Raw genomic sequence first — 15,000 nt, forward strand, 5'->3', positions numbered from 1 at the left:
CCGCTTCCGGACGACCGCGTGCGGATCACGGCTTCCGGATCACCGCTTCCGAGCCAGCGTCAGCCCGTCCGCCACCGCCAGCATCACGCTCTCCACCCGCTCGTCGGCCTTCACCCGCTCGTTGAACTCCTTGATCGCCGCCGCAGGACCGGTGGCCCCGGGATCGGTCACGCCGCCGTGCAGGAAGACGTTGTCCACGACGAGCAGCCCGCCCTGGCGCATCCTCGGCACCAGGGCCTCCCAGTAACCGATGTAGTTCTCCTTGTCCGCGTCGATGAAGGCCATGTCGATGCCCGGCTCCTCCGGGAGCGCGGCCAGGGTCTCCAGCGCGGGTGCGATCCGTAGTTCGATCTTGTCCTCGACACCGGCCTTCGCCCAGGCCTCGCGCGCATGCTCGGTCCACTCCTCCGAGACGTCGCAGGTCAGAAGGGTGCCGTCGGGCGGCAGCGCCTGCGCCATGGACAGGGCCGACAGTCCCGTGAAGGTGCCGACCTCCACGATCCGCCGGGCCCCCGTCAGCCGTACGAGGAACGCCAGGAGCGGCCCCTGCTCCTGAGCGACCTGTTTGCCCGCCACCAGGGGGAGCTGGGTGTGGGTGACGTCCACGAGCATGCGCTGCACCGGGTCGAGCGGTGGGTTGTGCCCGAGCATGTACGCGTACAGTTCCTCGGTCAGCGGAGTGGTCTTGCTCCTTGCCACGTGGACCTCCTCTCCCCCAGTGCCTTAAAGGCCTGGGAGGTACCCCCATCGCTCCCCGGTCGGCTCGTTCCGCTCCCGGTCGGTGGGCTACCGCCGTGTGCCTGCGAGCGTAGTCCTCGCCCTGGTTGTGAGAGGGAGCCTTCTCACACCTCGGCCCCGGCACCCCCGATCGCACCCGAGGCCTCGACGGCACCCGAGGCCTCGACCGCACCCAATGCCCCGGCGGCAGCCGCTGCCTCCGCGAACCGCCGCAGTATCTCCTCGCCCGCAGCCACGCCCAGCTCCGCGAGAGCCGTGATCCCGGGTGCGGTCCAGCCGCTGTCCGCGAGTTCGCCGTGGCCGGGGCGCCAGGCCAGGTCGGCGGCGAGCAGGAGGTCGGCGTCCAGGAGGGAGTCGCCTGCCGCGAGGGTGAGTTCGGCGCCGGTACGGCGGGCGATCTCGCGTACGGCCGCGCTCTTCGTGAGCGGCTTCGGGACGGCGTAGATCTTGCGGCCCTGGAGGGAGACGGTCCAGCCCTTGCCGTCGGCCCAGTCGGCGAGCTCCTTGACCCAGCCCTCGGGGAGCAGGTTGCGCTCGACGACGAGATAGGCGAAGAGGTCCTCGGCGACGCGCTCCTTGCGCACCCAGGACGCGTCGGCGGTGGCCAGCATGTGGCCGCGCACCTCGTCGAGCGAGGCGCACTCGTGGTCGAGCCGGGCGGCGACCTGCCGGCGCCAGTCGCGGTCGGTGACGCCGTCGACGAGCAGATGGCCGCCGTTGGCGCAGATCGCGAACCGCGGCGGAGGGCCGGGGAGACTGATCCGGCCGTACTGCTTGCGGGTGCGGGTGGTGGTCGGGACGAAGACGGCGTTGCGGCCCAGCTCGGCGAGGAGTCCGGCGGCCGTCTCCGTCATGAACGACAGGGGCTTGCTCTCGTGCACCTCGACGCAGAGGAGCCGGGGCGCCTCGGCGTCGGGCATGGCGAGGGCGAGCGCCGCGCTGGAGTAGATCAGCGTGCGGTCGAGGTCGCTGGCGACGAGCACCGTCATCAGTTGCTCACCGCCTTGCCGTCGGCGCCGGTGGCGCCCCGCGTGTACTTGGGGTGGATCAACCCCACGCAGCTGTACGGGAGTTCGGCCACTTCCTCGACGGGGACGCCGCGCTGTTCGGCCAGCAGCCTCACGTGGTCCAGGTCGGAACCCGCGCCGCTGTGGGCGAGGATCTTCCACGGGACGCGGCGCAGCAGCACGCGGGTCGTCTCGCCGACGCCCGGCTTGACGAGGTTCACGTCGTGGATGCCGTACTCCTCGCTGATCCGCTCGACGGCGGCCCAGCCCTCCCAGGTGGGGGCCCGGTCACCGGAGAGCAGCTCCTTGACCTGGGCATCCACGGCGTCGGCGACCTCGTCGAAGCAGGCCGCGACGGCGTCCAGGAACGCGCCCGAGACGTCCGCGTCCGCGAGCTCGCGGTAGAACTTCGCGCCGTGGTAGTCGTCGGGGCCGACCAGGTCGGCGCGGAGCACGGTGCGCGATATCAGCCCGGAGACGGTGGAGTTGAGGCAGGCGGAGGGGATGAGGAAGTCCTCCCGGGTGCCGTAGGTGCGGACGCAGGAACCCGGGTCGGCGAGGACCGCGATCTCCGGGTCGAAGCCGCTGACGCCCTCCGCCTTCTCGAACTCCACCAGCGCCTGGGCGAGTTCCCGCGTGATGGCTCCCTTGCCGGTCCAGCCGTCCACGAAGACGATGTCGGCCGGGTCGTGGCGGTCGGCCAGCCAGCGCAGCGCGTTGGCGTCGATGCCGCGTCCGCGCACGATCGAGACGGCGTAGTGGTGCAGGTCGAGGCCGCGGCGGTGCTGGGCCCAGCGGCGCATCAGTACACCGACGGGTGTGCCGGCGCGGGCGAGCGAGACCAGCACGGGACGGGGCGAGCGCTCGGCGAGCACGGTCTCCGTCACGACGCCGACCGCCTGTGCGATACGGGCGGCCGACGCCTCGAGAGCGGCATGGAAGAGCTCCTGGTATTCGGGGCTCGGCTGGTACTCGACGGGCAGCGACTCGGCGTAGTGCGCGCCGCCGCTCTGGATCGCCTCCTCGCGCTCCTCCGTCGGCGCTTCGAGGCGTACGTCCGAGAGGTCCCGCAGCAGCCAGCCGACCTCCTCCGGCGCGTACGAGGAGAAGGCTGGGCCGCGGAGGGGCTCTGGCAGCATGGAGGGCCTTTCGGGTACGGACCTGGGCCCGGGGACGTACGAGGGGACGACCGCGAGCAGGACGTGTGAGGTGTGCGCGGCGAGCTGTGCGAGCAAGCCGTCCGCGGCGTGCAGTGCCGGGGTGTCGGCTGCGGAGTCGACGACGGCGACGACGGCGTCGAAGCCCGCGCCCGCGACGTTGTAGGCGTAGCGCTCGCCAGGCCCGTCGTCCGGGTCGTCGTGGGCGGGGAAGACGAGGCGGCTGCGTATCGCGTAGCCGGGGTCGTCGACCGCGAGGACGGGTGAGCGGGTGGTGGTGGAGTACCGGACCTCGGCGTCCGTCGTGCGCTCCAGCTCCTCCGCCAGCCTGAGCGGCGCGTACATCAACTCCTCGAAGCCGAGGACCAGGACGCGGCGGGCGTCGGCGGGCAGAGCGGCGGCGAGGCGCTCCGCCATGGCGGGCAGGGCGCGCTCCAGCCGCTCCCGGTGCGCGGGCGTGAAACCGTGGCGGCCGCCGTCGGGGACGTCCTGCGGCCACTGCAGGTCGATGCGGGTGGCCACCGCCCCGGCTTGCGCGGCCGCGCCGCCCTGCCGCTGCCCCTGCTCGTACGCGGCGACCAGCTCCTGCCCCTTCTGCAGGACGCCGTCCGGAAGCCGCACCGTGCCGCTCGCCGCCGTCACAAGGTCCACGCGCGCATCGATCTCGCGGGCGAACTCGTCGAGGCGTCCCTGGTCGGCGGCGGAGCGCATGTCGACGAGGGCCACGATCACGTAACGCTCGCGCGGATAGCGTCCGTGGAGGGCGCGGATGGTGTTGAGGACGGTGTTGCCGGTGGAGAACTCGTCGTCCACCAGCACCAGCGGGCCGTCGCCCGCGAGCAGCGCGGGATCCTCGGGCAGCAGCAGATGCGAGGTGGCGTGCGAGTGCGACTCCTCGAAGCCGCCGGCCTGCGCGACTCCCGGCACGGAGCGCCGCGTCGAGTGCAGATACGGGGCGAGCCCCACGCCGTCGGCGACCGAGTGCCCGAGGCCGGTGGCCGTCTCCGCGTATCCGAGGACCACGGCGCGGCCCGCCTCGTCGGCGCCGAGCAGCTCACGCACCCGCTCGCCGAGCGCGAACCCGTGGCCGTAGACCACGGCGGGCGACTGCGGCACATGCTTGCCCAGGACGTTCGACACGAGCAGATGCGCCCGCTTGGGGTTGCGCCGCAGCGCGAGACCCAGCAGGTCGTGCAGCTTCTCGTCGCCTTCGAGCTCGACACCGAGCCGCTGGGCGACCCACGTCCCGGACCACACCACGTCGTTCACGTTTCCTTGCATCGTTCAGCCGGCCAGACCTGCGGTGAGCAGATCGACGAAGCCGACGTCCTCCCTGGCGACGCCGAAGACCTCGGCGCGCAGCAGGGTGCGCTCGGCCCAGGCGCGGTGCGGCTTCACCTCGTTCATCTTGTTCGTGTACGCGGACCGCAGGACGCCACCGCCGCACCGCTCGGGCCGCAGGATGTCCTGGGCGTCGCTGTACTCCTCGTGGCTGACGACCGACAGCGCGTGCACGGGCACCACGTGCGACGGGTGGATGCAGGTCTTGCCGAGGAGGCCGTTGGCCTGGTCGAGGGCGATCTCGCGGAGCAGGCCGTCCATGTCGTGCTCGATGAGGGACTCGCGCAGGTCCTCCGCGCGGCCCTCGAGGAAGGGGCTGCGGCGCAGCTGCGGCTTGAACATGCGTTCCTGGAGCGGGAAGTACTCCCACACCGGGCCGGTCACGGTGAAACCCGTGCCGTCGGCCCTGGCCAGCAGATTGACCACGTCGGAGATCACGGAGGCGACGATCCGCACGTCGTAGGCGGTCATGTCGGGTGACCTGCGCAGGCCGTACGCCGAGCAGAAGTCGGTGACGCCGAGCCGCAGCGCGAGCACGCGGTCGCGGTACTTGTCGACGGTGCGGAAGATGCCCGTCAGGGTCTCTACGCGCGTTTCCAGATGCAGCAGCTCCGGAGATTCCAGCACGGGCATCGCGAACAGCCGGATTCCGCTCGCGGTCTCCGTCGCGGCGAGCGCCTCGAGAAAGGGCACGCCGCGCTCTTCGTTGAACTTGGGGAGGACGAAGCCGGACACCAGGCGGGCCGCGGCGCCCAGGCGCGTGACGAGGTCCGGGATCTGCTCCGGCACGCGGACCCGGATGAACAGCAGGGGCAGCTCGGCGCCCGCGTCGGGACCGCCGGACGCGGCCGCCGCGGAAGCCCGCTCCGCAAGGTCCGTGAACTGACGTACGAGGTTCTCCTCGGCGTCCCGGACGTCCGCGTCGCCGATCGAGTCCTCGAGGCACACCACCATGGAGACCACGCCCCGGCCCGCCTGCTTGACGATGTCGTCCGCCAGGCGTGGTCTGGTCGCCGGGCTGTACAGGGTCGCGCCGAGGGCCACGGAGAGGATCCGCGCCGGAGAGCTGGCGGTGAAGTCGCACGGCTCCTGGTGGAAGAGGCGCTGACGCACCTCTGGGGCGATGTGCCCGAAATGACGCATGTGACTCCCCGTATCGCCAAGGTGGCTCGTCGATGGTGGCCGGTAATAGTACGTAGAGACCCGTGTCAAGGGTTCCCACCGGCTATGAAATTCAGGTAACCCGCCCATGTCGGAAGTGCGCAAGACGGCCTCCGTACCAGGAACCCCCACGTTGTCCCCACGCGCACCGGGAGGGCAGGATGACCGCATGACGCACGCGATGCTGAAGGGGTCGAACGTCCCGATCAAGGCCACGGCGGTGCGCGCCGTGCTGCGTTGGGCCCCCGGCCAGGGTGTCCCGGACGTAGACGCCTCGGCGCTGCTGCTTGGCGCCGACGGGCGCGTGCGGTCCGACGAGGACTTCGTCTTCTACAACCAGCCGCGCCACCCCTCGGGCAAGGTCTGGCGGCTCGGCAAGAAGCGGGTGACCGACGGCCTGACGGACACGATCCAGACGGACCTGGCGGGGCTGGCCGCCGAAGTGAGCAGGGTGCTGCTCGTGGCATCCGCGGACGACGTGCCGTTCGAGCAGGTACGAGCGCTGCGCATACTGCTGCACGACGCCGCCGACGCGGACGGTCAGCCGCTCGCGTACTTCGACGTCAAGCCGGAGACGGGCGCGGAGACCGCGCTGATCTGCGGGGAGCTCTACCGGCGCGGGGACGGCTGGAAGTTCCGTGCGCTGGGTGAGGGCTATTCGAACGGGCTGGTGGGGCTGGCCACGGACTTCGGTATCTCTGTGGACGAGTCGGAGGGGGCCGGGGAGGGCGAGGCCGAAGCGGGCGCCGCCGCCCGCGGGGTGGAGGCCGGCGCCGCCGCCCGCGGGGTCGAGGCGGGCGGCGCCGCCTCGCTGCCGCTGCCGCCTGAGCAGGCCGCTGTGCAGGCTGCGCCTGCGCCAGCGCAGACGACGGGTCAGTCCGCGGCGCAGCCGACGACCGTCCAGCCCCCGCCGCAGCCTGCGCCTCAGCCCGCGTACGGCTATCCGCCGCAGCCCGCGTACGGCCATCCCGGGCCCGTGGCGGCCCAGCCCGCCGCCGCGCAGGCGGGGCCCGCGTACGGGTATCCGCACCCGGTCGCCCCGGCTCCGGCTCCGGACCCGAACTTCCGGCTGCCGCCGCAGGGGCCGCAGTTCCTGGGCCGCTGAGCGACGGTGTCGCACAGGTCGTAACGTCAACGCACCCGCCGTCGTGGGGTTGTGCCCACCCTCCCCCAGCTACCGCTGGGAGGTGCCCCCAGCCCTGCGGAACGATTGCCCACAACGGTGAGTGGCTACTGCCGCCACAACGGTGCGACCCGCAGGCGCCGTCCGGACGAAGGGGACGTGGCGGGATGTGCGCCCGCAGCGGCTGGCGCAAACTGTGGGCTCGCCCTACGACGTACGGCTCGGCGCCAGACCGACGAGGACGTACATCCCGGCGCGGCCCCGACCCACCACCGGCAGGTGGCGGCGCCCCGGAGCGGAGCCGCAGACGCGCACGCCCCAGCCCACAGCCGAGAGGTGGCGCACCAGCCGACGACGGTCGCAGGCGCGTACACCCCATCCCCCGACCGGCGGTGGGCGAACCGCCCACCGCCGTCAGCGGCGGCCCGCCTTCGACTTGTACCCCCGCCCCCACTGCAGCCCCCACCCATAGAGCCGGTCCAGCTCGGCCTGGAAGCCGTAGACGAATTTCACCTCGCGGCGGACGACGAGTTCGCCCTTGATGTTCTCGATGGAGACCACCGCGCAGGAGCGGGCCTGCGGTGCCCGCTCGTCGAGGTTGATCTCGATCCGGGGCCCGTTGCTCGGGTAGAGCGTCACCTTGGCGTGCGTACGGTCGAAGGCCGGGGTCTGGTCGTAGATGTAGACGAACACGAGCAGACGTTTGATGGACTCGCGGTGGTCGAGATTGACGTAGATCGTCTCGCCCGACGGTGAGCCGAACCGGTCGTCGCCGCTGAGCTTCACGAACGGCGGGGCGTTGAGGGCGCCGAAGAAGCTGCCCAGCGGCTGCACCACGCCCTTGTCCCCGTCCATCAGCTCGTACAGACAGCCGATGTCGAGGTCCACATTGACCACACCCTGGGTGTGTGCCTGCACCACATCGGGCTGGAACAGCTTGAAGGGATGCCGCAGCCGGCTGCCGCTACGTTGCTTGCCGATGATGTCGGACGTACGCATCCGCCAGGACAGGTTGATGCGCAGATTGCCGGTGGCCGCGCCCTGTTTGGTGAGCGAGACGGTCGGATTCCGCTTGGTGAGTTCGATGGAGTTGGTCGCCGCACTGCCCGACTCGAACTGCGTCGAGCGCCCGCGCCACATACCGTCCCAGAAGGACATACCGCTCCCCCCATGTTCTCTGCGTCGCATGCGCCGTGTACGCATGGGCGCCTCATCCACATGACCGCGGGGCGGCCCCGAGGACTCGTCCTCGATGGCCGCCCCGCAACTGAGCGTTCCTCACTCCGGCCCGGGTCACACCCGGGAACCGGACACATACGGTCAGACCCGGGACGAGACCTCGGCCTTCTCGTCCGAGCCCTCAGCTTTTCCCTCGGCCGCCGCCAACGCCCGGTTGCGGCGCACCGACGACCAGAACGACCAGCCGATCAGGACGACGCCGATGAGGCCGGTGATGATCTCGTTGATCTCGTACTGGATGGTGACCAGCAGGATCACAGCGAGGGCGCCGATGGCGTAGTGCGCGCCGTGCTCCAAGTAGACGTAGTCGTCGAGGGTGCCCTGGCGCACCAGGTACACGGTGAGCGACCGGACGTACATGGCGCCGATGCCGAGGCCGAGCGCCATCATCACGATGTCGTTGGTGATCGCGAAAGCGCCGATGACGCCGTCGAAGGAGAAGGACGCGTCCAGGACCTCGAGGTAGAGGAACATGAAGAACGCGGCTTTGCCCGCGAGTTTGACGGCCGAGACGGGCTTGCCGGCTCGCTTGGCCTCTTCCTCCTCCTCGTGCTCGCGCTCCTCCTCTTCCTCGAGCTTGTCTTCGAAGAAGCCGGAGAGGCCGCCGACGACGAGATAGGTGATCAGACCCGCGATGCCGGAGATCAGCACCGTCTGTGCCTTGTCGACGTGCGCGCCGCCGTGCTGGTGGGCGTGGGTCGCGAAGGTCATCGCGGTGATCATCAGCACGATGAGGGCGATGCAGACCGACAGCATGTCGATCTTGCCGAGCTTGGCCAGCGGTCGCTCCAGCCAGGCCAGCCACTTGATGTCACGGTCCTCGAAGATGAAGTCGAGGAAGATCATCAGCAGGAACATGCCACCGAAGGCGGCGATCGACGGGTGGGCGTCGGTCACCAGCTCCTGGTAGCGGTCCTTGTCGGTCAGCGCGAGGTTGACGGCGTCGATCGGACCGATCTTGGCGCTGACGGCGACGATCACGACGGGGAAGACCAGCCGCATGCCGAAGACGGCGATGAGGATGCCGATCGTGAGGAAGATCTTCTGCCAGAAGGCAGACATCTTCTTCAGGATTCCGGCGTTGACCACTGCGTTGTCGAAGGACAGCGAGATCTCGAGGACGGACAGGATCGCCACGATCCCGAACGCGGTCCATCCCCCGTAGAACACCGCCGCGACCAAGCCGAGCGCGGTGACCGCGAACGACCAGCCGAAGGTTTTCAGAACCACTGGCTACCCCATCGTGTGTTGGAGGGTTACCCCCGGGTGAATCCGGAGAGTGATTCCCCCCGCCGTACCCGGCTTTACGAGACGTTGACCCCAAAGTCTAGAGCGATGCCGCGAAGTCCCGACGCGTACCCCTGTCCGACGGCCCGGAACTTCCATTCCCCGCCGTACCGGTAGACCTCGCCGAAGATCATCGCGGTTTCCGTGGAGGCGTCCTCGCTGAGGTCGTAGCGCGCGAGCTCTTGGCCGTCCGCCTCGTTGACGACGCGGATGAAGGCGTTGGTGACCTGGCCGAAGGTTTGCCCGCGGTTGTCGGCCTCGTGGATCGAAACCGGAAAGATGATCTTGTCGCAGGCGGCGGGAACCTTGGAGAGGTCCACCAGGATCGACTCGTCGTCGCCGTCGCCCTCACCGGTCAGGTTGTCGCCGGTGTGCTCGACCGAGCCGTCGGGGCTCTTGAGCTGGTTGTAGAAGATGAACCACTCGTCGCCCAGCACACGGCCGCCGCTGCACAGCAAGGCGCTGGCGTCGAGGTCGAAGGGGGCTCCGGTGGTGGAGCGTGCGTCCCAGCCCAGCCCGATCATCACCTTGGTGAGGTTCGGTGCGGCCTTGGAGAGGGAGACATTGCCCCCCTTGGCTAGCGTGACGCCCATGATCTGGTCCTCCCCGAGCTGCTGCGTCTACCGGGGGCGTGACATCGGCGGCCGTACGCCGCGGGCCCCCCGGACCCCCGACCGGGGGCGTTGGCCGATCGCTTGAGTTGCCGAAGCCGTCCGGCGCCGCACGCGGTGTGCGGCGCCGGACGGGAGGCAGACGTGCCGCGCCTCAGACGTTCACGCCGAAGTCCTGCGCGATGCCGCGCAGGCCCGACGCATAGCCCTGGCCGATGGCCCGGAACTTCCACTCCGCGCCGTGGCGGTAGAGCTCGCCGAAGACCATCGCGGTCTCCGTCGAGGCGTCCTCGGAGAGGTCGTACCGCGCGATCTCCGCGCCGCCCGCCTGGTTGACCACGCGGATGAACGCGTTGCGCACCTGGCCGAACGACTGCTGGCGGTTCTCGGCGTCGTAGATCGACACCGGGAACACGATCTTGGTGACATCGGCCGGCACGCCGGCGAGGTTCACCTTGATCTGCTCGTCGTCACCCTCGCCCTCACCCGTGAGGTTGTCGCCGGTGTGCTCCACGGAGCCGTCGGCGCTCTTGAGGTTGTTGAAGAAGACGAAGTCCTGGTCGTTACGGACCTTGCCGTCCTCCTTGGTCAGGATGGCGCTGGCGTCGAGGTCGAAGTCCGTACCGGTGGTGGTGCGGACGTCCCAGCCCAGGCCGACCATGACCGCCGTCAGGCCCGGCGCCTCCTTCGTCAGCGATACGTTGCCGCCCTTGCTGAGGCTGACTCCCACGAGTCCTCCCAATGGTTTTCAGGGGCGGGGAGCCCCCGTCGTGCGTTGGCATCGGATCAACGAGTGGATCCTAGTGACGGGTTCCCGGCCCTCGCAGGCCTTGAGCCCGAACAATCCGGGTGTCGGGCCCGGAAACGGGTGGCCGGGACGGTTCGGACTCGGGCGTCCGTGACGCCGGATACGCGTCAGAGGTTCTCGAGGGCCTTGACGTACTCGTTCAGGTCGCGGGCGTCCGGCAGCCCGTTGACGACGGTCCAGCGCACCACGCCCTCCTTGTCGATGATGAAGGTGCCGCGCACCGCGCAGCCCTTCTCCTCGTCGAAGACGCCGTACGCGCGCGAGACCTCACCGTGCGGCCAGAAGTCGGACAGCAGCGGGTACTCCAGACCCTCCTTCTCGCCGAATACGCGGAGCGTGAAGGGGGAGTCGTTGGAGACGGCGAGCAGCTGGACGTCGTCGTTGACGAACTTCGGCAGCTCGTCGCGGAGGGCGCACAGCTCGCCGGTGCACACGCCCGTGAAAGCGAACGGGTAGAAGAGCAGCACCACGTTCTTCTCGCCACGGAAGTCGGAGAGCTTCACGGCCTGGCCGTGGTTGTCCTTGAGCTCGAAGTCCGGGGCCTCGGTGCCGACCTCGATCGCCATAGTCACGCATCCCTTCCATGGGGCTGATCAGATGACGCCCACCCTACGCAGTGGGTCGTACCCGGCGATGCGCGAGGCCCCCACAGACGTACGTCCGTGGGGGCCTCGCGGCGGCCGTGCCCGGCCCGGGCAGGGCGAGCTGCCCGGGCCGGGACCGGGTCAGCGCTTCTTGACCGCCGCCTTGGGCGTGACCAGACGGCTGCCGATCCAGTCCTTGCCGACGCTGATGCTCTTGGTCTGGGACAGACCGGCCGTCTGCGCGGCTTCGTTGATGTCGCTCGCCTCGACGTAGCCCTCGCGGCCGGTCTTCGGCGTCATCAGCCACACCGGAGAACCCTCGTCGATCAGCGTGGTGGCGTCGACCAGCGCGTCCGTCAGGTCGCCGTCGTCCTCGCGGAACCACAGCAGCACGGCATCCGCGACATCGTCGTAGTCCTCGTCCACGAGCTCGCCGCCGATGACTTCCTCAATGGCCTCGCGGAGCTCCTGGTCGACGTCGTCGTCGTAGCCGATCTCCTGGACCACCTGCTCGGGCTGGAACCCCAGCCTCGCGGCAGGGTTCGTCCGCTCCTCCGCGTGGTCCGCGGTCGCGCTCACGGGTTGCCTCCTGATCATGTTTCCTATGGGGGGTCTCCCCCGGCTCGTGGTGAGCCTGAGGGAAGTCTTCCAGCCACGCGCGTGCGCGAAGCATTGGCCGTAGTCCACACGGGCCGGACGGATCGCGCAAGTACCCGGCCGTGGAGACCGCCGAAACGGTGACGTTCCGGGCCGTCTCGCCGCAACTTCAGGCAGCACATCACGCCGCCTGGTGGCCGATGGCCCACTGTTCTGTCCGAGTTTGCCAACTTCGCCCCCACGAGTGCCAGGGAGGGCCGAACTCCTTTGCGGAACGGCAGTGCACACGGGCGTATCGTTGCGATTTGGACGAGCCCATACGGGGCTGCCGGACAAGCGACTGAGTTACCTCTCGGTAGAGATGACGTTTCCGTCCCCTAGGTACACGATGGGGATCGGCGCAAGCAGCAGAACCATGCCCCAGCAGTGGCTTCAGACAGTGGCCCCCGGACAGTGAAGGAACAGCGTGGCTTCCGGATCCGATCGCAACCCGATCATCATTGGCGGCCTTCCCAGCCAGGTCCCGGATTTCGATCCCGAAGAGACCCGGGAATGGCTCGACTCCCTTGACGCCGCCGTCGACGAGCGGGGCCGTGAGCGCGCCCGCTACCTGATGCTGCGGCTGATCGAGCGCGCCCGCGAGCGGCGCGTCGCCGTGCCCGAGATGCGCAGCACGGACTACGTCAACACGATCGCCACCAAGGACGAGCCGTTCTTCCCCGGCAACGAGGAGATCGAGCGCCGGATCCTGAACGCGACCCGCTGGAACGCGGCCGTGATGGTGTCGCGCGCCCAGCGCCCCGGCATCGGTGTCGGCGGCCACATCGCCACGTTCGCCTCCTCGGCGTCGCTGTACGACGTGGGCTTCAACCACTTCTTCCGCGGCAAGGACGAGGGCGACGGCGGCGACCAGGTGTTCTTCCAGGGGCACGCGTCGCCTGGCATCTACGCGCGCGCGTACCTGCTCGACCGCCTCTCCGAGCAGCGGCTCGACGCGTTCCGCCAGGAGAAGTCGAAGGCTCCGTACGGCCTGTCGTCGTACCCGCATCCGCGGCTGATGCCGGACTTCTGGGAGTTCCCGACGGTTTCCATGGGCCTCGGCCCGATCAGCGCGATCTACCAGGCGCGGATGAACCGCTACATGGAGGCGCGCGGCATCGCCGACACGTCGAAGTCGCACGTGTGGGCGTTCCTCGGCGACGGCGAGATGGACGAGCCCGAGTCGCTCGGCCAGCTGTCCATCGCCGCGCGGGAGGGCCTGGACAACCTGACGTTCGTCGTCAACTGCAACCTGCAGCGCCTCGACGGCCCGGTCCGCGGCAACGGCAAGATCATCCAGGAGCTGGAGTCGATCTTCCGGGGTGCCGGCTGGAACGTCATCAAGCTGATCTGGGACCGCTCCTGGGACCCGCTGCTCGCGCAGGACCGGGACGGTGTGCTGGTCAACAAGATGAACACCACGCCGGACGGCCAGTTCCAGACCTACGCGACCGAGACCGGCGCGTACATCCGCCAGCACTTCTTCGGCGGCGACCACCGGCTGCGCGCGATGGTCGAGAACATGACCGACCAGCAGATCCTGCACCTGGGCCGCGGCGGTCACGACCACCGGAAGATTTTCGCGGCGTACTCGGCGGCCCGCGCCCACAAGGGCCAGCCGACGGTGATCCTCGCCAAGACCATCAAGGGCTGGACGCTCGGCCCGAACTTCGAGGGCCGCAACGCCACCCACCAGATGAAGAAGCTGACGGTCGACGACCTGAAGCGCTTCCGCGACCGGCTGCACCTGCCGATCTCCGACAAGCAGCTCGAGGACGGCGCGCCGCCGTACTACCACCCGGGCCGCGACTCGGAGGAGATTCAGTACATGCACGACCGCCGCAAGGGTCTGGGCGGTTACGTGCCGACCCGGGTGGTGCGGTCGAAGCCGCTGGCCCTCCCCGAGGACAAGACGTACGCGAGCGTGAAGAAGGGCACCGGTCAGCAGTCGATCGCCACGACCATGGCCTTCGTCCGGCTGCTGAAGGACCTCATGCGGGACAAGGAGATCGGCAAGCGGTTCGTGCTGATCGCGCCCGACGAGTACCGCACCTTCGGCATGGACTCGTTCTTCCCGAGCGCGAAGATCTACAACCCGCTCGGCCAGCAGTACGAGGCCGTGGACCGCGATCTGCTCCTCGCGTACAAGGAGTCGCCGACCGGGCAGATGCTGCACGACGGCATTTCGGAGGCGGGCTGCACGGCGTCGCTGATCGCCGCGGGCTCGGCCTACGCGACTCACGGCGAGCCGCTCATCCCGGTCTACGTCTTCTACTCGATGTTCGGTTTCCAGCGGACCGGCGACCAGTTCTGGCAGATGGCCGACCAGCTGGCGCGCGGTTTCGTCCTGGGCGCGACCGCCGGACGCACGACGCTGACCGGTGAGGGTCTGCAGCACGCGGACGGCCACTCGCAGCTGCTTGCGTCGACGAACCCGGGCTGCGTCGCGTACGACCCGGCCTTCGGCTTCGAGATCGCGCACATCGTCAAGGACGGCCTGCGCCGCATGTACGGGTCGTCGGAGGAGCACCCGCACGGCGAGGACGTCTTCTACTACCTCACCGTCTACAACGAGCCGATCCAGCACCCGGCCGAGCCCGCGAACGTGGACGTCGAGGGCATCCTGAAGGGCATCTACCGCTACAAGGCGGGCGAGCAGGGCGAGCTGCCCGCCCAGATCCTCGCCTCGGGCGTGGCGGTGCCGTGGGCGGTCGAGGCGCAGCAGATCCTGGCCTCGGAGTGGAACGTCCGGGCGGACGTCTGGTCGGCGACCTCCTGGAACGAGCTGCGCCGCGAGGCCGTGGACGTGGAGCGGTACAACCTGCTGCACCCGGAGGAGGAGCAGCGTGTCCCGTACGTGACGCAGAAGCTCTCCGGCTCCGAGGGTCCGTTCGTGGCCGTTTCCGACTGGATGCGGTCGGTTCCGGACCAGATCTCGCGGTGGGTGCCGGGCACGTACCAGTCGCTGGGCGCGGATGGCTTCGGCTTCGCCGACACGCGTGGTGCGGCGCGGCGGTTCTTCCACATCGACGCGCAGTCGATCGTGGTTGCGGTGCTGACCGAGCTCGCCAATGCGGGGAAGATCGACCGCTCTGTGCTGAAGCAGGCGATCGACCGGTATCAGCTGCTCGATGTGGCGGCGGCCGATCCGGGCGCGGCGGGGGGCGACGCGTAGCGGGTCGCGGCGCATAGCAGGTCGAAGGGCGGCGGGCCGCGGGTCCGCCGCCCTTCGGCGTCGCTGCGGCGAGGGCTCTTTCCCCCACCCCGCCCCTTCCCGTAACCAGGGGGCTCCGCCCCCTGGACCTTCG

At 69.5% G+C, this 15,000-nt stretch carries 12 protein-coding genes; 2 read left to right on the top strand and 10 right to left on the bottom strand.

Annotation, left to right across the window (positions count from 1 at the left end; all coding sequences use genetic code 11):
* Positions 1-39 precede the first annotated feature (39 nt).
* The 4 genes from STSP_RS01065 to STSP_RS01080 all read right to left on the bottom strand — a co-directional run bounded on the left by STSP_RS01065 (position 40) and on the right by STSP_RS01080 (position 5,386).
* The gene (locus STSP_RS01065; protein WP_408646219.1) at positions 40-699 is read right to left on the bottom strand and encodes an O-methyltransferase; all 660 of its coding nucleotides are present in this window, start codon (positions 697-699) and stop codon (positions 40-42) included.
* Between the two features lie 143 nt (positions 700-842).
* Positions 843-1,727: an HAD family hydrolase gene (locus STSP_RS01070; protein WP_078066791.1), complete on the bottom strand. Its 885-nt coding sequence runs from the start codon at positions 1,725-1,727 to the stop codon at positions 843-845.
* Positions 1,727-4,171, bottom strand: a complete 2,445-nt coding sequence (locus STSP_RS01075) for a phosphoribosyltransferase (RefSeq protein WP_408646220.1) — start codon at positions 4,169-4,171, stop codon at positions 1,727-1,729. Before STSP_RS01075 ends, STSP_RS01070 begins: the two co-directional genes overlap by 1 nt.
* A gap of 15 nt (positions 4,172-4,186) precedes the next feature.
* The gene (locus STSP_RS01080) at positions 4,187-5,386 is read right to left on the bottom strand and encodes an HpcH/HpaI aldolase/citrate lyase family protein (RefSeq protein ID WP_067270733.1); all 1,200 of its coding nucleotides are present in this window, start codon (positions 5,384-5,386) and stop codon (positions 4,187-4,189) included.
* 187 nt (positions 5,387-5,573) lie between these two features.
* Between STSP_RS01080 and STSP_RS01085 the strand changes: the two genes are divergently transcribed.
* On the top strand, positions 5,574-6,509 hold the full coding sequence (locus tag STSP_RS01085) for a TerD family protein (RefSeq protein WP_067270736.1): 936 nt from the start codon (positions 5,574-5,576) through the stop codon (positions 6,507-6,509).
* Between the two features lie 432 nt (positions 6,510-6,941).
* On the opposite strand, the gene STSP_RS01090 is transcribed toward STSP_RS01085, so the two are convergent.
* From STSP_RS01090 to STSP_RS01115, 6 genes are all read right to left on the bottom strand, one after another.
* Positions 6,942-7,685 (bottom strand): TerD family protein, encoded by a 744-nt coding sequence (locus tag STSP_RS01090; protein WP_067270737.1) that lies wholly within the window; start codon positions 7,683-7,685, stop codon positions 6,942-6,944.
* Between the two features lie 162 nt (positions 7,686-7,847).
* Positions 7,848-8,996, bottom strand: a complete 1,149-nt coding sequence (locus STSP_RS01095; protein WP_067270740.1) for a DUF475 domain-containing protein — start codon at positions 8,994-8,996, stop codon at positions 7,848-7,850.
* A 74-nt stretch (positions 8,997-9,070) separates the two neighbouring features.
* Positions 9,071-9,646 carry a TerD family protein gene (locus tag STSP_RS01100; protein ID WP_067270743.1) on the bottom strand — a complete coding sequence of 192 codons (576 nt, stop codon included), beginning with the start codon at positions 9,644-9,646 and terminating at the stop codon, positions 9,071-9,073.
* Between the two features lie 172 nt (positions 9,647-9,818).
* Positions 9,819-10,394, bottom strand: a complete 576-nt coding sequence (locus STSP_RS01105; RefSeq protein WP_067270746.1) for a TerD family protein — start codon at positions 10,392-10,394, stop codon at positions 9,819-9,821.
* Positions 10,395-10,579: 185 nt separating this feature from the next.
* Positions 10,580-11,038 (bottom strand): peroxiredoxin, encoded by a 459-nt coding sequence (locus tag STSP_RS01110; protein WP_067270748.1) that lies wholly within the window; start codon positions 11,036-11,038, stop codon positions 10,580-10,582.
* Positions 11,039-11,197: 159 nt separating this feature from the next.
* Positions 11,198-11,635: a DUF3052 domain-containing protein gene (locus STSP_RS01115; RefSeq protein WP_067270751.1), complete on the bottom strand. Its 438-nt coding sequence runs from the start codon at positions 11,633-11,635 to the stop codon at positions 11,198-11,200.
* A 484-nt stretch (positions 11,636-12,119) separates the two neighbouring features.
* Between STSP_RS01115 and aceE the strand changes: the two genes are divergently transcribed.
* Entirely contained in the window at positions 12,120-14,867 is a 2,748-nt protein-coding gene (aceE, locus tag STSP_RS01120; RefSeq protein ID WP_067270754.1) for a pyruvate dehydrogenase (acetyl-transferring), homodimeric type, read from the top strand.
* Positions 14,868-15,000 lie beyond the last annotated feature (133 nt).

It is taken from the genome of Streptomyces jeddahensis, assembly GCF_001642995.1.
Taxonomy (GTDB): domain Bacteria; phylum Actinomycetota; class Actinomycetes; order Streptomycetales; family Streptomycetaceae; genus Streptomyces; species Streptomyces jeddahensis.

What these genes read in the sequence shown, in the direction of transcription:
- STSP_RS01100 (WP_067270743.1), bottom strand. Translation starts at nt 9,646, where the DNA reads ATGGGCGTCACGCTAGCCAAGGGGGGCAATGTCTCCCTCTCCAAGGCC.
- STSP_RS01080 (WP_067270733.1), bottom strand. Translation starts at nt 5,386, where the DNA reads ATGCGTCATTTCGGGCACATCGCCCCAGAGGTGCGTCAGCGCCTCTTC.
- STSP_RS01085 (WP_067270736.1), top strand. Translation starts at nt 5,574, where the DNA reads ATGACGCACGCGATGCTGAAGGGGTCGAACGTCCCGATCAAGGCCACG.
- STSP_RS01110 (WP_067270748.1), bottom strand. Translation starts at nt 11,038, where the DNA reads ATGGCGATCGAGGTCGGCACCGAGGCCCCGGACTTCGAGCTCAAGGAC.
- STSP_RS01090 (WP_067270737.1), bottom strand. Translation starts at nt 7,685, where the DNA reads ATGTCCTTCTGGGACGGTATGTGGCGCGGGCGCTCGACGCAGTTCGAG.
- STSP_RS01070 (WP_078066791.1), bottom strand. Translation starts at nt 1,727, where the DNA reads ATGACGGTGCTCGTCGCCAGCGACCTCGACCGCACGCTGATCTACTCC.